Source organism: Marinimicrobium agarilyticum DSM 16975 (genome assembly GCF_000423345.1).
GTDB classification, from domain to species: Bacteria; Pseudomonadota; Gammaproteobacteria; order Pseudomonadales; family Cellvibrionaceae; genus Marinimicrobium; species Marinimicrobium agarilyticum.
Window position 1 is genome coordinate 26,747 of record NZ_AUHU01000017.1, and the last position, 19,007, is coordinate 45,753.

At 58.6% G+C, this 19,007-nt stretch carries 16 protein-coding genes and 1 riboswitch; of the genes, 4 read left to right on the top strand and 12 right to left on the bottom strand.

Features of this window, described 5'->3' with window-relative positions:
- Positions 1-11: 11 nt before the first annotated feature.
- Positions 12-2,762, bottom strand: a complete 2,751-nt coding sequence (locus tag G547_RS0115125; RefSeq protein WP_245573495.1) for a TonB-dependent receptor — start codon at positions 2,760-2,762, stop codon at positions 12-14.
- 368 nt (positions 2,763-3,130) lie between these two features.
- Here G547_RS0115125 and G547_RS0115130 point away from each other — a divergent pair, with 368 nt between their 5' ends.
- Complete coding sequence (locus tag G547_RS0115130) at positions 3,131-4,039, top strand: GGDEF domain-containing protein (protein ID WP_027330576.1); 909 nt, start codon at positions 3,131-3,133, stop codon at positions 4,037-4,039.
- A gap of 6 nt (positions 4,040-4,045) precedes the next feature.
- The gene (locus G547_RS0115135; RefSeq protein ID WP_027330577.1) at positions 4,046-5,050 is read left to right on the top strand and encodes an AraC family transcriptional regulator; all 1,005 of its coding nucleotides are present in this window, start codon (positions 4,046-4,048) and stop codon (positions 5,048-5,050) included.
- On the opposite strand, the gene G547_RS0115140 is transcribed toward G547_RS0115135, so the two are convergent.
- From G547_RS0115140 to G547_RS0115175, 8 genes are all read right to left on the bottom strand, one after another.
- Positions 5,030-5,797 carry a choline/ethanolamine kinase family protein gene (locus tag G547_RS0115140; RefSeq protein WP_027330578.1) on the bottom strand — a complete coding sequence of 256 codons (768 nt, stop codon included), beginning with the start codon at positions 5,795-5,797 and terminating at the stop codon, positions 5,030-5,032. The two genes, G547_RS0115135 and G547_RS0115140, sit on opposite strands and share 21 nt — an antisense overlap.
- Positions 5,790-6,422 carry a nicotinamide riboside transporter PnuC gene (gene pnuC / locus G547_RS0115145; protein ID WP_027330579.1) on the bottom strand — a complete coding sequence of 211 codons (633 nt, stop codon included), beginning with the start codon at positions 6,420-6,422 and terminating at the stop codon, positions 5,790-5,792. The genes G547_RS0115140 and pnuC overlap by 8 nt, the downstream gene beginning before the upstream one ends.
- A gap of 1 nt (position 6,423) precedes the next feature.
- Entirely contained in the window at positions 6,424-6,675 is a 252-nt protein-coding gene (locus G547_RS0115150; RefSeq protein WP_027330580.1) for a YkoF family thiamine/hydroxymethylpyrimidine-binding protein, read from the bottom strand.
- Positions 6,676-7,017: 342 nt separating this feature from the next.
- The gene (locus G547_RS21740) at positions 7,018-9,195 is read right to left on the bottom strand and encodes a TonB-dependent receptor (RefSeq protein ID WP_036189007.1); all 2,178 of its coding nucleotides are present in this window, start codon (positions 9,193-9,195) and stop codon (positions 7,018-7,020) included.
- Between the two features lie 128 nt (positions 9,196-9,323).
- Positions 9,324-9,432: riboswitch (TPP riboswitch) on the bottom strand.
- Between the two features lie 97 nt (positions 9,433-9,529).
- A complete protein-coding gene (locus tag G547_RS0115160; protein WP_027330581.1) occupies positions 9,530-9,877 on the bottom strand; it encodes a hypothetical protein in 348 nt (115 codons plus the stop codon).
- Positions 9,874-10,443, bottom strand: coding sequence for an RNA polymerase sigma factor (locus G547_RS0115165; protein WP_027330582.1), 570 nt, complete (start codon positions 10,441-10,443; stop codon positions 9,874-9,876). The genes G547_RS0115160 and G547_RS0115165 overlap by 4 nt, the downstream gene beginning before the upstream one ends.
- Complete coding sequence (locus G547_RS0115170) at positions 10,440-10,958, bottom strand: DUF6249 domain-containing protein (RefSeq protein ID WP_157209902.1); 519 nt, start codon at positions 10,956-10,958, stop codon at positions 10,440-10,442. Before G547_RS0115170 ends, G547_RS0115165 begins: the two co-directional genes overlap by 4 nt.
- A gap of 160 nt (positions 10,959-11,118) precedes the next feature.
- A complete protein-coding gene (locus G547_RS0115175; RefSeq protein WP_027330584.1) occupies positions 11,119-12,744 on the bottom strand; it encodes a methyl-accepting chemotaxis protein in 1,626 nt (541 codons plus the stop codon).
- 250 nt (positions 12,745-12,994) lie between these two features.
- Here G547_RS0115175 and G547_RS0115180 point away from each other — a divergent pair, with 250 nt between their 5' ends.
- Both G547_RS0115180 and G547_RS0115185 read left to right on the top strand, forming a co-directional pair.
- Positions 12,995-13,987, top strand: coding sequence for a Gfo/Idh/MocA family protein (locus tag G547_RS0115180; protein WP_027330585.1), 993 nt, complete (start codon positions 12,995-12,997; stop codon positions 13,985-13,987).
- 25 nt (positions 13,988-14,012) lie between these two features.
- Positions 14,013-15,305, top strand: coding sequence for an NAD(P)/FAD-dependent oxidoreductase (locus G547_RS0115185; RefSeq protein WP_027330586.1), 1,293 nt, complete (start codon positions 14,013-14,015; stop codon positions 15,303-15,305).
- A gap of 447 nt (positions 15,306-15,752) precedes the next feature.
- Here G547_RS0115185 and arsJ read toward each other — a convergent pair whose 3' ends face one another.
- Genes arsJ through arsB form a run of 3 tightly spaced genes read right to left on the bottom strand, consistent with a single transcriptional unit; the run spans position 15,753 to position 19,002 of the window.
- Complete coding sequence (gene arsJ, locus G547_RS0115190; RefSeq protein WP_027330587.1) at positions 15,753-16,958, bottom strand: organoarsenical effux MFS transporter ArsJ; 1,206 nt, start codon at positions 16,956-16,958, stop codon at positions 15,753-15,755.
- Between the two features lie 3 nt (positions 16,959-16,961).
- Entirely contained in the window at positions 16,962-17,975 is a 1,014-nt protein-coding gene (locus tag G547_RS0115195) for an ArsJ-associated glyceraldehyde-3-phosphate dehydrogenase (RefSeq protein WP_027330588.1), read from the bottom strand.
- 10 nt (positions 17,976-17,985) lie between these two features.
- Complete coding sequence (gene arsB, locus G547_RS0115200) at positions 17,986-19,002, bottom strand: ACR3 family arsenite efflux transporter (protein ID WP_027330589.1); 1,017 nt, start codon at positions 19,000-19,002, stop codon at positions 17,986-17,988.
- Positions 19,003-19,007: the final 5 nt, after the last annotated feature.

A 19,007-nucleotide genomic window follows, 5' to 3' on the forward strand; every position in this document is an offset into this window, starting at 1 on the left:
GGTTTTCGCTCTTAGAAGTTGGTGATGTTCAGGCCCAGTTTCCAGGTCATGCCGTACTCTTCGTACTGGGCGTTATAGGCCGGTTGATTGACGTAGGCGTAGTAGGGCTCGTCGGTCAGGTTCACCGCTTCAAACACCAGTTGAATACCCTCGGTAATGAAGTAGCGGGCCGAAAGATCCAGTTGCACCTGCTCATCGACGAACACGTCATACTGTTCATCCGAAGGGTCGGTCACCTCTAACAGGTATTCGGATTTGTAGTTGGCGGCCAGGCGCACACTGAACTGATCCGCTTCGTAACCAAGACTAAAATTTCCGGTCCATTCGGACTGGCTCGGCAGGACGGTATCGCGCTGGGCGGTGTCACCGTCATCGCTATAGCTCAGGGTGGCGTCGGAATCGGTGAAGGTGCCATTGGCGCCGATGAGGAAGCCGTTAAACGGCGTCGGCAGTTGGTTGAAACGTTTGGTAAAGGCCAGCTCCACACCGCGCAGCTCCGCCGCATCGCCGTTGGCGAAGGTGACCGCCTCGTCGAAGTCCGCGTACTCGCCCTGCCCCGCCAGATCGGTCTGGTAGATGAAGTGGTCAATGTCCTTGTAGAAGACGTAGGCGGACACCATGCTGGCGTAGCCCATGTAGTGCTCAATGCCGACGTCGATGTTGGAAGACTCCAACGGCTCCAGGGCCGGGTTGCCGAACTCGGCTTCGTCTTCATCGATGATGTAGTTCGGTGCCAGTTGTTCGAAAATAGGGCGCACAAGAGTGTTGGTCCAGGCCGCACGCACCTGGGTTTTGTCACTGATCAGGTAGCGCATTTGCAACGAGGGCAATACATGGTCGTATTCGTTTGCCGCTTCGGTATCGGAGAAGTCGCCATCGCTCAAGCGCGAACCGCTCGCCTCGAACTCGGTCTCTTCATACCGAACGCCCCCCAGAACCCGCAAATTACCGACATCAATGCGCCCCATCAGGTAAGCGGCACTGACCGTTTCCTGGATGTCGAAATCTTCAATACGCGAGTCTTCTTCCGAAAAATAATCGTCGGCAGAGAGCGGGGCAATGGTTTCCCAGACCGGGGCGGTGTCAATGTGAGCGCCGAGCCGGCCCAGATTGTAATCCGGCTCCTCACCCGCATAGCCAGTCAGCAACAAAGCATCGCCGGTCGCCCCCGCCTCTTCAAAGTCTTCATAGACCCAGATGGTGACATCATCGGTTTTGTGCCGGTCCATGTGCTTCATCCCGAATTTCAGCTGCACCGGGTTCTGACCCAGCCGGCCATCGCGGCTAAAGTCCAGCCTGAAAGACTCGGATTCATCCTCCGTACCCGAGCTGGCCACTTCCACCTCATCCAATTCATACGACTCGGGCGCGTAATAGTCTGAAGGCGCACTGAACAGGGGTTTGCGGGTACCGCTGTAACTCACCGCATCAAACGCGTCAGCGCCTGAGAAAACCGCTCCGGCAATATGGACCGGCTCGTTTTCGCTGGATTCGGACAGCGCCACCTGGTAGTCCACCGTCCATTGGTCAAGCCGGGTGGAACCGCCCAGAGAAGTGGAGAGGATTTCCTGGGTTTCCTCGCGGTCTTTCAGTTCGCGCTCCACCTTCACCACACCGGCAGCGCCCTCGGCCGTCGCCTCTTCAAACTCAATGACATTGGCCAGGCGAATTTCAGAGTCGGTAAATTCGCTGTACAGGGTTCGCCAGTACAGGTCGGTGCTATCGCTGGGTTTGTAATCCAGGTTGAGGGTTAGACCGGAGCGCTCGCGAGTAATTCGGTACAGGCGTTGCTCGGCCTCTTCAAGCGACGCACCGTCCTCAAAGTCCCAGGCGCCGCCGGTTTCGACGTTGTGCGAACCGAAGCTACGGTCCTGCCAACTTCCGCCCAACGCCACACCAAAATTGTCTCTGCCCTCGCCCACGCTGAACTGGTTGCTACCCGTTACCGCAAATTTCGGACTGGTTTCTTCGGTCAGATCGTTGTAGCTGCCTTCGGCGGTAACCCGGTAAAAAGCGCCGTCGCGATCAAACGCTGAAAGACTTCGAATATCGATGCTACCCCCCAGGGCATTGGCGTCCATATCCGGCGTTACGGTTTTGGACACCACGAGGGTTTCGAGCAGATCCGACGGAATCACATCCAGGGCAACGGCACGACGACCGCTGTCGGGCGACGGCAGGCTGACGCCGTTGACGGTCACGGCGTTGTAGTCCGGACCCATGCCGCGAATGCGAACGTAGCGCCCTTCCCCTTGGTCACGTTCGATGGAAAGTCCCGGAAGACGTTGCAGCGCCTCGGACACGTTAGTGTCCGGGAACTGGCCAATGGCGTTGGAGGAAACGGCGCTGACAATATTGTCGGCCGTGCGTTGAAGGTTCAACGATTTGTTCAGGCTACCGGCCTGGCCTCGAATCACCAAGGTTTCCATCGCGCCGTCGGAAAGCCGCAGGTTGCGAACCAGAGTCTGGTCATCTTCCACCTGAATTTTCTCGCGCTGAACGTTGGAGCCAAGATAGTTCACTTCCAGCAGATACTCCCCTGCGTCCACATCGCGCAGATAAAAGCGGCCGTCGCGCCCCGTCACCGCGTTCAGGTTCAGCGCTTCGATTCGAACCTGGGCGCCCTGAAGCGGCGCACCAGTGCTGTCGGAAACCAGTTGCCCAGTCACTTGGCCATCGGCCCAAGCCGCACCACTGGCCAGGGTCGCGATGGCTGTCGCGAGCAGACGGCGTTTACCTATACGGTTGGTCAAAGCTTTCACAATTCTATCCCCCAATGAATGTCGTGACCTGACGTCACTTCTGTAGCAAGTCGACAGGCACGCTAGGGGGGACAGATGACAGCGCGATGACAGATGACCGGGGGCGCCCGGCATTATCGGAAGATCAAGGTCCTTTTGAGCCGATATGCCCCCCTGCCACCGGCAGTACCAAAGTGGATAGGGCGCCCCACAGCGCTGTCGGCGCCGAACATGAGGGCGCTTTGGCCCCGCCTTAAAAAATAGCCTGATCCTTTTTGCCCCTTACCATTTTTACCCGGCGGTTCCTGAAAAAAGCCCGGCTGTCACAAAAGGGTTACATTTCTCTGGTAATGAGTGCCTAACATTATTTTTCCTATGGAGCCCGACTCATGCTTGCGCTACATCGATGGAAACTGTTGTCGACGCTCCTGACGTTGAACCTGATACTGATTGCCACTCTGATAATGGGGACGGTCAAAACGTGGGGCGATATCGACTGGCTGGACATCCTGGGTGAAGGCAGTGTCACGCTGATGGCATTGGTCTGGTGGCTGTTTACTCTCAACAATCGCCCCGCCGGAGCGGTGACCAATTGGCTGGCGTTGGGGTTGGGGCTGCTGTTTTTGGGAACCTTCCAGGACGTTGTGGATGAAGTGGTTGCCCTGCCGGAAGGGCACTTCTTCCGCGGTGGGCTGGAGTCGACACTGACGCCCTGCGGGCTGATCCTGCTCACTGTGGGCCTGTTTCACTGGCAGCGGGAGCAGCGTGCGTTTAATCTACGCGAGCGCAAGCGCGAACAGTTTTACCGGGAATACCGGCTGCAAGACCAGCTCACGGGGCTGGGCGATGCCCGGTACCTACAGCAACAGTTGCCGTTGATGACCGAGCGGGCCGAGCGGGAAGGCCAGCCTTTTGCGTTACTGCTGCTGGATATTGATCACTTTTCGGTGACCAACCGTCAGTACGGCAGTAAAGAGTGTGACCGTCTGCTACGTGAGCTCAGCGAACTGCTTCTGTTGAACCTTCGCCGGTGCGACCTCTTGTGCCGCTACGCCGGGGACCGCTTCGCCATCCTGATGCCCAGCACGGGGCAACTGCTTGCGCGCGAGCAAGCCCAGCAGCTCGCCAACGCGGTCCAACACTTTGCCTACAAAACCGCTCAGGGGGAGTCCCTGTTTCATACCGCCAGCGTCGGTCTGGCACTGAACCCGCCGACCGCGCGGGAGCAGTTGCTGACGGTGGCAACCCATTCATTGCTGCAGGCGAAGGAGGCGCAGGCGCCGCGACAGGCTGCCTGACCGATTATGGCCCTGTACGATATTGACACACCAGCCGTACCGATTCACCGCTTGCCGGCGGCGCTGATCGAAACCTGTCTTGATAGGGATATTGATCCCGAAAAGCTGCTGCGCGGCACCGGTATATTTTTGGAGGATGTTCAGCGCGGCGAACGCCTCCTGCAACCGGCGCACTGCTTCCGATTGATTGAGAACGCCACGCGCCTGGGGCCGGCGGAGCTGCCGTTTCTCACCGGCCACCGACTGTATCCCGGAAACTATGGCGCCTCCGGCGCAGCCTGGACCAACGCAGAAAACCTGTTAAAGGCGCTGCGCACGCTCGAACGCTTTGCCAGTTCGCTCAGTCCTCTATGGTGGCCTCGCCTTGAGATGGGAGGGGACGGTGCCCGCCTTTACTGGGCCAGCGCCTGCGGTGGGGAAACCAATGCGGATTTTCTGAACGCTTTAATGATGACCGCCGTCACCTCCTTCTGCCAATGGCTGGGCGAACGTTCTTTTGCCTGGCACTACGTCCTGCCGGGGCCACTGAATTACCCCGAGCAGTACGACGTTCATTGGGGGCCGAATGTTCGGGCGAACAGCCTCTCGTGCTACATGTGGATTGATCGCGAAAGTTTGCTTGCGCCCTGGCCCAGAGCGTCAGCCAGCGCGGCAGCCTCCGCCATTCACCAGGCGACCCAGAGAGAAAGCGCGAAACTCAAGGGGTTCGTGGCCTATGTGGATCAGCACCTGATAGAAACGATCGACCAATCCCCCAGCATGGAGAAGTTGGCGATTCATCTGGGCGTGAGCACGGCAACATTGAAACGCCGCTTCCAGAGACACCACACCCATTTTCAGGCGCGCTATGACCAGGTCCGCCAACAACTGGCCATCGAGTGGCTGACCCGACAGGGCTTGTCACTGGAGGAGGTAGCCCAACGATTGCATTTTCACGATGGGCGCAACCTGCGCCGCGCCTTCAAACGCTGGACCGGCGTTCTTCCCAGTTCACTGATCGGCACCGTCTGAATTCAACGCAACGACTCTTTCCCATAGGTCATTGGTCCACTGGGCCAGCTCGTGCACGAACGGGTCTACCACCAGGCTGGGATCAAGGCACCAGCGATCAATGTCGGGATGTCCCACGGCCGCGTACTCCCAGTCAATCAGGTATAAACGCTCATCACTTTCCAGAATGTTTTCAGGAATCAGATCGTGATGGGTCAAGACCGGCTCCCAGCCCGAGCGATCAAACGCGACCAGGCGGGGCCAGAAGTCATTCCAACCCTGGGCCAATTTCTGCTCAATCGCTCCAGCCGCCTCTAGCTGGTGCCAGTAGTGACTGAGATAGTCTTGATAACGCCGCCGCGGGGTTTCCGGTTCAAGCTGATGCACCCGCGCAAGCATTTCCAACAGTCGGCGTCGCTGGTAGGGATTCTCCAGGTCGCTGGCATTCCAGGTGCGGGCGTCGATATGACGAAAGACGGTGAAACAATAATCCGGCGACCAATAGCCGGCACCGCGCGTGATGCCCGCCGCCGCGACGGTTTCCAGTATTCGCTCTTCATGCTCGCGCTGAATGCCCAAGGATTCTCCCCGGGGGTTGTTCAGCCGCAATAACAACTCATAGGGCAACCCGGGGGCGTGGAGTTGATAACTGCGATTGGTTCGCCCGCCCGGGACCGGGGCTATAACCCTCGGCCGATCCTTAAGGCCCATCCCCCAGTCCGGCCAGGTATCGAGCGCTTGCTCCAGCGCACCGGGCGCCTCAAGCACGGGCGACCTCCGTCTGCTCAACGTCAAGGCTGCGATAGTCCCGGTACCAGTTGATCCACCCAAATACCGAAATTACCAGGTAGCTGACCAGGAGCAGCGCGGTGAGGTACATTTCCCGATCTATAAGCACAACGATGGCGGTGCTGTTGATGACCATCCAGTAGGGCCAGTTCTCAAGGACCTTGCGCGCGACCATGAAGGTGGTGACCACAGCGGCCCAGGTGGTGAACGAGTCCACATAAGGCCAGGCGGCCTCGCTGAAATAGGTCAGCCAGGTGCCCGAAGCGGCGCTGATCAGCAGCACACCCCCAATCACCAGTAGGTGTTTTTGCCAGGGCCAGGTTTGCACGGGCAATTCGGTATCACCTTTGCCGCCGTGGCGCCACTGCAACCAGCCGTACACGGCCATGGCCATGTAATAGACGTTGAGGCCGGACTCCATGAGCAGACTGACGTTCCAGTAGAGCACGGTGTAGATGGCGGTACTGGCGAAGCCGCAGTACCAGCACAGGGGGTTTTGTCGAACGGCCAGTACGATGTAGCCGATGGCGAGTATCACGGCGACGAGTTCCCAGCCGAGCCATTGGGACCAGGTATTGGCGATTTGCTGGGCGACCTCTTCCATTTCAGTTCAGGGCTTCGTAGTTGGGTAGGAATTTGGTGACGAAGACGGCTTTGCCAAAGTGTTCATAGCTGTATTTGAGGCCATCCCGAAGCACGTCCATGACGCGGTCGTAGTCGCCGGTGATGATGGTGCAGGTGGGGACGGTCTGGATTTTGAGGCCGTCCTGTTGGTTGAGCCAGTCGATGAAGCCTTTGATCGGCGGGATGTAGTCGCCGTTAAAGGGATACATGCTGATTTCTATGGAGAGTTTCATAGGGGTTGAACCTTTTTGATTAAGTTTGGGGGCGAGCCGATCCGGTGCACTGACCCAAGACACGCCGTAAACCCATCCCTGGGGGCTCGAATCGCGTGTCCCGCGCTCCACGGTCTTGGGTCAGTGCACCGGATCGACTCTTCGCCGGACGTTCAGGAGTGTTTATCAAATTCAAGTTGCACCGCTTTCTGGGCGATGTCGGACCAAGAACGTGATGCTAAGTCGTTGTCAGAAACCTTGGACCAGGACCGTGGAGCGGGGGACCCGCGATTCGAGCCCCCAGGGATGGGTTTACGGCGTGTCCTGGTCCAAGGTTTCTGACAACGACGCCCCCACACTACACTAGAAGCGCAAGGTCAAATCCACCCCCACAACACGAGGTTCGCCGAACTGGTAATAGGGCTCGGTGGCATAACCGTTGCGGGGGTCGTTGCCGAAGGCGCCGAAGCCTCGGGTCTGGTAGAGCTCATCGGTCAGGTTTCTACCCCAGAGAGCCACCTCCCAGGCATCCGTGCGATACCCAACGCGGGCATTCAGCAACTCATACGAATCCGACTGCGCCTCGTGGCGGCTGGAGAAGTAGAACGCATCTTTCCCTTCCACCTCTACCCGAGCGTACCAGTGCTCAGTCAAGTTAAACATGGCGCCTACCGCAAACTGGTAACTGGGCGCATGCGGCAAATCATGGCCACTCAAATCCACCGGCTCATCAGGCTCGTCTTCGTTGGCTCCGACGTGAATGAAACTCTGGAAATCGTCAAACTCGCTATCGAGCAGGCCCAAGCTGGCGAACACTTCAACCACCGAATTGAGCCGGGCGTTAGTTTCCAGCTCCAAACCGGCGGCGCTGCCGGAGGCCGCATTGGTGGTGAAGTCGGTAAAACGGCATGGGCAGGTTCCGTCATCCTCGGGATCCACGCGTGATTGTTTGGTCTGGATATCGTCCCGGTCTTGATAGAATAGCGCGATGCGAGTCTGCAAGGCGCCATCAAAGCCTTCGCCTTTCCAACCCAGCTCGTAATTCCACAGCGTCTCGGTGGAGAACTCCCGATCTTCCGACGGCAAGGTCTGACTGCTATTGAAGCCGCCGGCTTTAAAGCCGCGTGAAGCCAGGCCGTACCAGAGATTATCGGCACTGTCCCGGTATTCCAGCGCCAATTTGCCGCCCCACATATTTTCGGAGGGGGAGAATGCCGCCTCGTCGCTATCCACATAGTCGGCATCGCGGGTTTCGTAGCGCAGGCCAGAGGTGAGGCCCCAGCGGTCTGCGAGCGGGATGTCCAGTTGACCGTAAAGCGCTCGACTGGCGGTATCAAACTCACTCAGAAAATCGCCGTCCAAATAGGTTTGCTCACGGCGCAAGTCTTCGCTTTGATCACGGTAATAGACGCCAGTCACCCACCCCAGCTCGTCGTCGGCATTGTTGGAAACAAGACGAAGGTCCAGACTGGTGTTCTGGTTGTCTCGGAGGTAGTTGTCCGTCGACTTGTAAGGGTAAGAAACCTTATCCTCAACGACGCAACTGAAGTCCACGCATATTTCTTCGTAACTCCAGTCTTCATCATAGCCGTACTCCAGATCGGAGCTGGCGTGGCTCAACAAGCCGATCAGGTCATAGGCCTCGCTCGCCTGCCACTGCAGCCGCACGGAGCCCGCCAGAGTTTCCTGGCGGTCGTGACCGGGCTGGTCCGACAACGTCGTGCGGGTATTGTCGAGAGAAAACCCGTCGTAGCCATTGTCGACGTCCACATAGAGGGCGGTGAAATCCCAGTTGGTACGCTCGTTCGGTTGCCATTGCAGTTTGCCCCGAAGGGTCTGCTCGTCGATGTTGGCATTGTCATCAATACCAAGGTAGGCGTTTTCCTGATAACCATCGCTGGTGGTGGAACCGACGGCAAAGCGGTAGCCCAGGGTTTCGGAGACCGGGCCGCTCCAGACGCCGCTGGCGGTCTGGGTGTTGTATTCGGCCAGCCCCAGAGACGCCTCGCCGTAGAACTGCTCGGTCGGTTCGCCGGAGACCATATTGATCAACCCGGCCATGGCGTTGGCCCCATAGAGAGTGCCCTGGGGGCCTCGCAGGATTTCGATCTGCTGGATATCCAATGTGGTGGCCGCGCCACCGATGCCGGTCAAATCAATGCCGTCGACAATCAGCCCCACCGAGGGGTTGATGGGCTCGACAAACTGACTGCGTTCGCCGATACCGCGAATCTGGAAAAAGCGGCCGCGCGAAGCGCCCGTGGAAAAGTTGACGTTCGGTGCGGTGTTCAGTACCTGCTCAAGATGTTGGGCGCTGCGCTGTTCGATGGTACGCGCATCAATCACGGTGGCACTGGTGGCAAAATCAAACAGCTCGGCCTGGCGGAAATCGGCAGTGACCAGGATTTCTTCAGTCACTTCCGGCAAAGTCGGCTTGGCGGAGGCTTGTGCCATTGCGGTCGTCTGGGCCAGGGTACCCACGGACATAAGAGCGGCACTGAGCAGCGTTCGAGAAAAGCGGTTCGTTTGAAGCGGGTTCATCGTTGAGTCTCCAGTCTTTCAATCAGTGGAGACCCGGTATGCGAGCGGGAGTCTGTCGGAACCCTTATTGTTCTTGGCCCGGTTATTGGTCTTGGCCAATGGCGACCGTGGGCGAGCCCGGGCGGGCGGTGCGGTTCCTCTTCCTATCCCTACGCCGGCATTAACCGGATCAGGTTCAACGGGTCCACTCTGGTCGCCCAGAGCGTCTCAGGTTTATCACCTCCCCGAGGAGTGGCGCCAATTCTAACGCGTAAGCCGGTGTTCACCAAGCGACTTTTCTCCGTTCAGGCATTCCCCAGAACACGACTCCCCCGCTCGCGAACCACACTACCCACTAAGGTGCCACCTCCCGCCAGACCCAGTAACCGGTACCGGTCACCGCCAGCACAGACAACCCCAACCCGATCTGCAACCAGGCGAGCAGAGGCATCTCCATCAGAACCACGGTCAGGTGAGTGGTCAGAGGCTGAACCGGGATGATCAACCAGGCCCCGGCCCCTGCGAGCAGGGCGATCATCAGTAGCGACCAGAGCCACAAGGCCCTGGGCCGACGGGCCGGCTCAGTCGGTAACTGCAACATGACCTGGTCCGTGAAACCATCGTCGTCAATGTACTCCGCTGCCTGCTGGAGCTCCCGGGCCAGCCTGTGCTCCAGTTCACGGTCATCAGAGAGAGAAGTCATGGTTGAGTCTCCTGCCAGGGTGATAATCGGGCCTGAAGGGCCCGCTTGCCGCGCAATATGTGAGTTTTGACCGTCCCCAGAGGGAGGCCCATAACCTCCGCCACTTCCTGATGGCTGAGGCCCTCTTCCAGGTTCAGCCGCAACGCCCATTGTTGAGGGTCACTCAGCGCGGCCATCGCAGCCTCCAGGTCGCGCCGAACCTCGGTCGCTTGCAAGGGCTGTTCACTATGGTCCAGCTCTGGTTCGGCCTCTTCCAGATTCACCATCTGCCATTGCTCCCGCGCCAGACGCTTCTGACTGACCGCCGTATTGAACGTAATCCGATACAGCCAGGTGGAAAAACGCGCCTCTCCGCGATAGGTCGGCAAGGCGCGATACACTCGAATAAAGACGTCCTGAGCCAAGTCATCAGCGGCTGCCTCGTTACCCCGACTCAAGCGCCTTGCCCAGCGTCGCACAGCGGACTGGTGCCGCAGAACCAGCTGACGGAAAGCGTGCGGGTCCCGCTGGGTGATCACGCGGGCGATCAGGCCCGCGTCGGAGAGAGGGTCTTGGCCGGGACTCATTGACCGGCCTTGTCCGCCGACAGTTTCCAGATCAGTACTTTGGCAAGACCGACGCCGATCAGAATTAACCCAAGGCTACCGATGGCAAAGCCGTTCATGAGGGTCAGAAAAACCGTGAAACCGATCCCCGCACCCAGACAAATCAGGCCCTGGTTCAGATGGCGTTCCGGCGTGGCGACAGGCTCCGAGTCCGCCATCAGGTTTTCCGGAACCGGCTGCCCGCTTTCCAGAAACTTTTGAATCCGTTCGTTCAATAGCTGTTGGCGCCGCTCGCGGTGACGGAACACGAACAGTGCCACCAGAATCACCGTCAAGGCGGGTGCCCCGAATACCATCAAGATTCCGACAATGGGAATCGCAATGGCAGCGGCATCCCCGCCGGGAATACTGCCCGGCATATGTTGCTGCCATTCGGCAACCTCGGCCATGGCGGGCAGAGCCCCCAGCGCAAGTCCGGCCGTCAGCAGCATTAATCCGGCAAGCCGGAACCTATTCATCAGTATTCTGTGGTTCATGGTAATTCCCTCAGGCATTGTAGTGTAGACGATCCAGCACCACGCTGGCTTACTCACTATGACGCGGGTAACCCTGTGTTTGGATTCAGAGCGAGAGAAAAACAGCGGAGGGACTCCGCTCCCGAAGCCCGGGAGCAGAGAAGAGCGGTAGGCGAGAAACTTAAAGCTGGAAGCGACTGACCAGGGTATTGAGCTCCACGGCCAGCTTGGAGAGCTCCTCGGCCGAGGCACTGGTCTGATTGGCACCGGCAGCGGACTGGGTGGCAATATCGCTGATTTTCACCAGGTTGCGGTCCACCTCCCGTGCCACGCTGGCCTGCTCTTCGGCGGCGCTGGCAATGACCTGGTTGCGCTCGTTGATATCGTCAATGCCTTGGCTGATGCGCTCCAGCGCCTGACCGGCCGCCTTGGCCACGTCCAGCGATTTGAGGGCGCCCTCCCGGCTGGTCTGCATGGAGGAGACGGCCGTGTCCGTGCCGGTCTGTATGTTGCGGATAATTTCCTCAATTTCTTTAGTGGAGCTCTGAGTCCGATGCGCAAGCGCTCTGACCTCGTCGGCGACTACGGCAAAACCGCGGCCCGCCTCGCCGGCACGGGCGGCCTCGATGGCAGCGTTCAAGGCCAGCAAATTGGTCTGCTCGGCGATGGCAATAATTACATCCATCACCTTGCCAATATCCCGAGCCTGCTCGTCCAGACCGTCCACCAGCTCGGAAGTCTTACCCAGCTCGTCGGTCATGTACTTGACGTAATCCCGGGACTCAATGACCTGGGCACGCCCTTCACGGGCCGCCTTGGCGGAGTCCGCGGAGAAACCTGAGGTTTCGGAGGCGTTGCGTGCGACTTCTTCAATCGCCGCTGTCATTTCGGTCACCGCGCTGGCGGCCTGTTGGATTTCATCAGTCTGTTCCTGCAGGCTGCGGGAGGATTCCTCCGCCACTGAACTCAACTCCTCGGTGGCCGACGCCAATTGGGTGGACGAGTTGGAAATCTGGCTGATGGCGCTGCGCAGATTTTCCTGCATCAGTGCCAGGGAGTCGAGCAGGCGGGCCGGTTCGTCCTTGCCCTCCACCTCGATTGTCTGGCTGAGATCGCCGGCGGCCACAGATTCGGCCGCCGTCAGCGCCTGATTCAGGGGGCTGACAATGCTTGCGGTCATCCAAAGCGCCAGTAGGCAGGCCAGTATGACAGCGACGGCCATCACGCCGATGGCCAGTATACGCCCCTGCTCATACACGGCATCCGCCGTATCCGAGGCGACCTGGGCGCCTGCCTGGTTGATCTCCGCCAGCTCCAGCAGAACGGCAGCCATTTCATCGGCGATGGGACCGAGGCGCTGGTTGACGATCTCCATGGCACTTTGGAAATCCCCGGCGCGTGCCAGCCGGACGATATCGTCCGCCCCGCGAAAGTAGTCCCCTTGAGCAAGGAGGAAACGCTCGTAAGCGGCCCGCTCTTCCGGCGAGGCGATATTGTCTTCAAACCGAGCCTGCGCCTCTTCAACGGAGTCTTTGACATCTTCAAGACGTTCAACATTGGCGCTGACTGCCGCCGGATTCGCGTCTGCGGCGACGCGCAAAGCAAAAACACGGTAGCGCATCATCGATGTCCCCAGATCCCCCGCAGAGCGAACGCCGGGCAACCAGCGGTCAGCAATTTCGGTGGTTTCCGCCTGCATGCTTTCGAGTTCGTACAAAGCCACCCCGCCCAGGCCCAGCATCAACAGGATGACCACACCAAAGCCCGCCGCAAGGCGAGGGCCAATATTCAATGAACGCAACGACATAACCTGGTTGACTCCCAAACATTCTCGCAAAACTGGACAATATCGTCTCTCAGTGGCATCTCCGGACGCCATGGTTACGTGCTGTTTTTAACCTAGCACAGGGTGGGAAGGTTTGCTTTCATCCTTTAGTCCCACCCCTTGTGTCGACCAGGCCCCCTAAAAGTTGAGGCCCACAAGGGGCTCTGGTGTACACTAGCGCCCCTGACCCCTTTCCTCCCGATCCACGACAGGAGACACAACGGAGCCCATCATGAGCAAGATTCGCTGGGGGGTGCTCAGCACCGCCAATATTGGTCGCAAGAAAGTCATACCCGCCATTCAGGCCTCTGAGCGGGGCGAAGTCGTGGCTGTCGCCTCGCGCTCGGAAGAAAGTGCTCGGGCCTTTGCCGACGAGCTGGGCATCCCCAATGCCTACGGCAGTTATGAAGCCCTGCTCAATGACCCGAATATCGATGCCATTTATAACCCGCTCCCCAACCACCTGCATGTCCCGCTCTCGATTCAGGCCCTGGAAGCGGGCAAGCACGTGCTTTGCGAGAAACCCATCAGTCTCGACACCGAAGATCTTCAGGCCCTGAAAAAAGCCGCCAAGGCTCACCCTCAGCAGAAGCTGATGGAAGCTTTCATGTACCGCTTTCACCCCCAGTGGCCGCAGGTCAAGGAGTGGCTGGAGCGGGGAGATTTGGGCCAGGTGCGCACCTACAGTGCCTTTTTTGCCTACAACAACCGGGATGAAGAGAACATTCGCAACCTGCCGGATATCGGTGGGGGCGGCCTGATGGACATTGGCTGCTACGGCATCTCCTCCGCCCGCCATGTATACAACAGCGAGCCGGTGCGGGTGGTCGGCAGTGTTCAACCTCTGGCCGGGTACGATGTGGACTGCCTGACCTCGGCCATCATGGAATTCCCCGACGGCACCGCCACCTTTACGGTGACCACCAAGACCGAAGCCACTCAGTGGGCTGAGATTCATGGGGAGAAAGGCATGATCCGCCTGGAAAAGCCCTTCAACCCCGAACCGGGTGATGAAAACCGGGTCACTCTGATTCTGAAAGGAGAAAAACAGGTATTCAGCTTCCCGGAGGCGGACCAATACCAGTTGATGGTCGACGCCTTTGCCAAAAGCATTCAGGAGCAGACGCCTGTTCCCACCCCACTGTGGGACGCAGAAGCCAACATGCGCATCATCGACGCGCTATTCACCAGTTCGGATGAAAGCCGCTGGGTCAATCTGGATTAATCGTCTTTTTAAGGAGAGGTAAGCCTTGAAGAAAATCGTTGTCGTCGGCGGTGGTGCCGGCGGTCTGGAACTCGCCACCAAACTGGGACGTAAACTGGGTCGAAAGAAAAAAGCGCAAATCATTCTGGTGGACCGAAATACCACCCACTTGTGGAAGCCGCTGCTTCATGAGATTGCCGTCGGCACTATGGATGAAGGCAACGATGCGGTCAGCTATCGCGCCCACGCCTACGGCAACAGCTTCCACTTCCGCATCGGTAGCATGATCGACATCGACCGGGAAAACCGCCAGGTGGTGCTCGCCCCGGTGCTGGATGAAGAAGGTGTGGAGTTTATACCTTCGACCCGTATTGACTACGACTACCTGGTCATTGCGCTCGGCTCCATGTCCAATGACTTCGGTACCGAGGGCGTCAAGGACCACTGTATTTTCCTGGACAGCGCCAAACAGGCGCACCGCTTCCGCAACAAGTTGCTCAACCGGTTCCTTCGCATCCAACGGGTGCAGGGGGAGTCCGATCATGTGCGCATTGCCATTGTCGGTGGCGGCGCCACCGGCGTGGAGCTATCCGCTGAACTGCACCATGCCGTGAAAGAATTTCACCACTACGGTTTCAATGCGATCACCAATGACCACCTCCACGTCACGCTGGTGGAGGCCGGAGAACGAATTCTCCCCGCCCTACCCGAGCGCATTTCCAGCGCCGCAACCCGGGAGCTGACGCACATCGGCGTTCAGGTCAAAACGAACACGATGATCACCTCGGCCAGCGCTACCGGTCTGCACACCAAAGACGGGGAGACGATCGAAGCGGATCTGATGGTCTGGGCCGCGGGCATCAAAGTGCCGGATTTTATGGCCAATATTGGTGGGCTGGAAACCAACCGGATCAATCAGTTGAAAGTGAACGAGAAGCTGCAGACGTCTCGGGATGATCACATTTTTGCGATTGGTGACTGCGCCGAGTTTATTCAGGAAGACGGCAAGCGGGTCCCACCCCGGGCTCAGTCCGCTCACCAGATGGCGGCGGTCTGCTATGACAATATTGTGTCGTCGCTCAATGGCAAGCCTCTGAAGACTTACCATTATCACGACCACGGTTCGCTGATTTCGTTGGCGAACTATTCGACTGTGGGGAGCCTGATGGGCAATCTGACGCGGGGCAGCCTGTTTATTGAGGGACGGATGGCTCGGTTGGTGTATATCTCGCTGTACCGGATGCATCAGGTGGCGGTACACGGGTTGATCAAGACCGGGCTTTTGATGTTTGCGGGCAAGATCAACCGCTGGTTACGACCTCGGTTGAAGTTGCACTGAGGGTTGTTGCGTCACGTCCGGTCCTGGGTGGTGTCAGCCCTTCCCAGACACGCCGTGAACCCATCCATGGGGGCTCGAATCGCGGGTCCCCCGCTCCACGGTCTGGGAAGGGCTGACACCACCCAGGACCTCAGAGCCAGCATCCAACAAAATGCGTAGGTCAGGTAAGCGAAAGCGCCACCTGACATTTTGGCTGAAAATATACCGAAAAGCTTCCAGGACCGAATCACGTTTCGTCAATCCAACCTATAGCTCTATTCCACAAGACTATTAAATCGTATCCCGCAGTGTGTTGATGTGGCACTGAGGTCCGAGAGGGATAAGGCCTTTCAAAACCGTGGAGCGCGGGACTCGCGATTCGAGCCCCCAGGGACGGGTTTACGGCGTGTCTTGAAAGGCCTTATCCCTCTCGGACCGGACGTGAAACTACGCTGCAAACCTTCTCTGTCAATCTCGACGCGGTAACGCCAACGCAATCACCGTAGCCAACGCCAGAAACGCGAACGAAATCCAAAGACAGGCCACCAGTCCGGCCACCTGGTAGACCCAACCGGACAACACCGTCCCCACCAGACGCCCCATGGCGTTCGCCATATAATAAAACCCCACATCCAGTGAAACACCGTCTTCCTTGGCATAACTCACAATCAAATAACTGTGCAGGGACGAATTGACCGCGAACAGTACGCCGAATACCATCAGCCCACCCAACAGACTCCACTGCGGGGCAACGTCACCGAGCAAGGCCAGAGCGATCAACGCGGGAACAAGAGTCAACCCCAGCGCCCAACCAAACGCCGTGCGACCATCGGGCATGGTGCCGGTATTTCGCCCCGTGATACGCGGCGCGACCGACTGCACCGCGCCGTAGCCAATCACCCACAGCGCGAGAAAGCCCCCCACTTTCCAGTGGTCCCAATCAAACTGACTGGCGAGGAATACCGGCAGCGCCACCACAAACCACACATCCCGCGCGCCGAATAAAAACAGGCGCGCCGCGGAGAGCACATTGACGGCCGTGCTTTTGGAAAAGATCTCGGAAAACTTGGGCTTGCTTTTGGCCCGGCCCAGATCTTTTCTCAGAAATATCAGACTGGCGATCCAGACAAACAGCAACGCCAGGGCCATCGAACCCACCGCGCCAGCGAAACCCAACGCCATCAACAGGGCGCCACCGAGAAAAAAGCCCGCACCCTTGAGCGCATTTTTTGATCCCGTCAGCAACGCAACCCATTTATAGAGCGCCCCGCTTTGACCGTCTGGCACCAGCAACTTGATCGAGCTTTTTGCGCTCATTTTGTTCAGGTCCTTGGCGACGCCGGAGAGCGCCTGGGCCGCCATAACCCAGGGCACAGTGAGCATGGCGGCGGGTACCAGCAGCATCGACAATGCCACCACCTGCAGGAGCAGCCCGATGTTCATGGTGCGGTTAAGTCCCAGCCGGGCGCCGAGCCAGCCGCCCACCAGGTTGGTGATGACTCCAAAAATTTCGTAGAACAGAAACAGCAGTGCAATCGCCAGCGGGCTGTAACCCAGTTGATGGAAGTGCAGCACCACCAGCATGCGCAGGGCACCATCGGTCAGAGTGAACGCCCAGTAATTACCGGTGATGAGCAGGTACTGGCGAATGGCCGGGGAGAGCTGCGCCAGCATGGCCTAGGCCTGCTGGTCCTTGAGGCCCACCAAGCGAGCCAACTCGGCGGTGCGGTTGGCGTAGCCCCACTCGTTGTCGTACCAGGCGTAGATTTTCACCTGAGTGCCATCAATCACCAGAGTGGACAGGGCATCAATAATGCTGGAGCGCGGATCGGTTTTGTAATCCACTGACACCAGCGGTCGCTCTTCATACCCGAGAATGCCGGGCATCTCGGAGTCGGCCGCCTGCTTGAGTAAAGCGTTGACCTGTTCCCGGTCGGTGGGCTTGTTCACCTCAAACACGCAGTCAGTCAAAGAAGCGTTGGCCAAGGGCACGCGCACGGCGTGGCCGTTTAGCCGGCCTTTGAGCTCGGGAAAAATTTCTGTAATGGCTTTGGCCGAACCGGTCGTAGTGGGAATCAGGCTCAGACTGCTGGCCCGGGCCCGGCGCAGATCCTTGTGCGGCTGATCGAGGATGCTCTGTGTATTGGTAATATCATGCAGGGTGGTCATGGAGCCGTGCTTGATGCCCAGCTCCCGATGAATCACCTTCACCACGGGCGCCAGACAGTTGGTGGTGCAGGAGGCGGCAGTAACGATCCGATAGCGCTCCGGGTTATACTGGTCATCATTCACACCCACGACCACATTGAGAATATCCTCCGCTTTGACCGGCGCGGTCACGACCACACGCTTGACGCCCTGATCCAGATACGCCTGCAACAACTCGCGCTCACGCATCTTGCCGGAGGCTTCAATCACTACATCGCAGCCGGACCAGTCGGTGTCGCCAATGGCACGATTCTGGCTGACAGCCAGGGTTCGCCCCTCAATCACCACGCTCGACCCTTCGGCCCGGGCTTCTTTCGACCAGCGCCCGTGCACCGAGTCGAAATTCAGCAAGTGCGCCAGGGTTTCCGCATCGCCGGAGGGGTCATTAATCTGAGCAAACTCCACCTCCGGCCACTCCCACCCTGCGCGCAGCGCCAGCCGGCCCATACGGCCAAAACCATTAATGCCAATCTTGATGCTCATACGATTTTCCTCACTCAAACCAATGCCGGGTACGGTTGGCGAATGCCACCAGGGACAACATGACCGGCACTTCCACCAGCACGCCCACCACAGTGGCCAAGGCGGCGCCGGAGTGCAGACCAAACAGGGAAATTGCCACTGCCACCGCCAATTCAAAAAAGTTCGATGCACCGATCATGCAGGCAGGGGCCGCGATACGGTGTGAGAGCCGCAGCCTGTGCGCGGCCCAATACGCCAGAAAAAAGATACCGTAGGTCTGAATCAGCAAGGGGATGGCAATCAACCCGATGATCTGCGGCTTGCTTACGATCTCGGGCGCCTGTAATCCGAAGAGCAGAACCACGGTGGCCAGCAGCCCCAGGATTGATGCGGGTTTTACTCGACGAAGAAAATGCCCCAGTGCCGCCTCACCGCCACGGCGCAGCTGCCACCAGCGAGTTAACGCCCCCGCGATTAGGGGCAGAACCACATACAGCACCACCGAGAGCAACAGCGTCTCCCAGGGGACGGTGATGTCCGTCATACCCAGCAAAAACGCCGCAATGGGGGCAAAGGCAAACACCAGGATGATGTCGTTGAGCGAGACTTGGACCAGTGTGTAATTGGCATCGCCTTTGGTCAGCTGGCTCCAGATAAATACCATCGCGGTACAGGGCGCCACCCCCAACAGAATCATTCCGGCGATGTATTCGTTGGCAGACTGCGGGTCCACCAAGCCGGCAAAAAACACCCGGAAGAACAACCAGCCAAGCGCCGCCATGGTAAAGGGCTTGATCAACCAGTTGACAACCAGCGTCAGTATCAGCCCGCGCGGCGCGCGACCCACCTCGTGCAGCGAGGTGAAATCCACCTGAACCATCATCGGATAGATCATCAGCCAGATGAACACTGCCACCACCAGATTGACCTGCGCGTACTGCCAGCGGGACAGAATTTCGAACGCTTCTGGCACACCCAGCCCCAGCGCCACGCCACCACAAATGGCCAGCGTGACCCAGATCGACAGATATCGCTCGAACAAACCCATGTTGC

Excerpts from the sequence above, each read along its gene's own strand:
- G547_RS0115130 (WP_027330576.1), top strand. The coding sequence starts at position 3,131 with ATGCTTGCGCTACATCGATGGAAACTGTTGTCGACGCTCCTGACGTTG.
- G547_RS0115135 (WP_027330577.1), top strand. The coding sequence starts at position 4,046 with ATGGCCCTGTACGATATTGACACACCAGCCGTACCGATTCACCGCTTG.
- pnuC (WP_027330579.1), bottom strand. The coding sequence starts at position 6,422 with ATGGAAGAGGTCGCCCAGCAAATCGCCAATACCTGGTCCCAATGGCTC.
- G547_RS0115150 (WP_027330580.1), bottom strand. The coding sequence starts at position 6,675 with ATGAAACTCTCCATAGAAATCAGCATGTATCCCTTTAACGGCGACTAC.
- G547_RS21740 (WP_036189007.1), bottom strand. The coding sequence starts at position 9,195 with ATGAACCCGCTTCAAACGAACCGCTTTTCTCGAACGCTGCTCAGTGCC.
- G547_RS0115160 (WP_027330581.1), bottom strand. The coding sequence starts at position 9,877 with ATGACTTCTCTCTCTGATGACCGTGAACTGGAGCACAGGCTGGCCCGG.
- G547_RS0115165 (WP_027330582.1), bottom strand. The coding sequence starts at position 10,443 with ATGAGTCCCGGCCAAGACCCTCTCTCCGACGCGGGCCTGATCGCCCGC.
- G547_RS0115170 (WP_157209902.1), bottom strand. The coding sequence starts at position 10,958 with ATGAACCACAGAATACTGATGAATAGGTTCCGGCTTGCCGGATTAATG.
- G547_RS0115175 (WP_027330584.1), bottom strand. The coding sequence starts at position 12,744 with ATGTCGTTGCGTTCATTGAATATTGGCCCTCGCCTTGCGGCGGGCTTT.
- G547_RS0115180 (WP_027330585.1), top strand. The coding sequence starts at position 12,995 with ATGAGCAAGATTCGCTGGGGGGTGCTCAGCACCGCCAATATTGGTCGC.
- arsJ (WP_027330587.1), bottom strand. The coding sequence starts at position 16,958 with ATGCTGGCGCAGCTCTCCCCGGCCATTCGCCAGTACCTGCTCATCACC.
- G547_RS0115195 (WP_027330588.1), bottom strand. The coding sequence starts at position 17,975 with ATGAGCATCAAGATTGGCATTAATGGTTTTGGCCGTATGGGCCGGCTG.
- arsB (WP_027330589.1), bottom strand. The coding sequence starts at position 19,002 with ATGGGTTTGTTCGAGCGATATCTGTCGATCTGGGTCACGCTGGCCATT.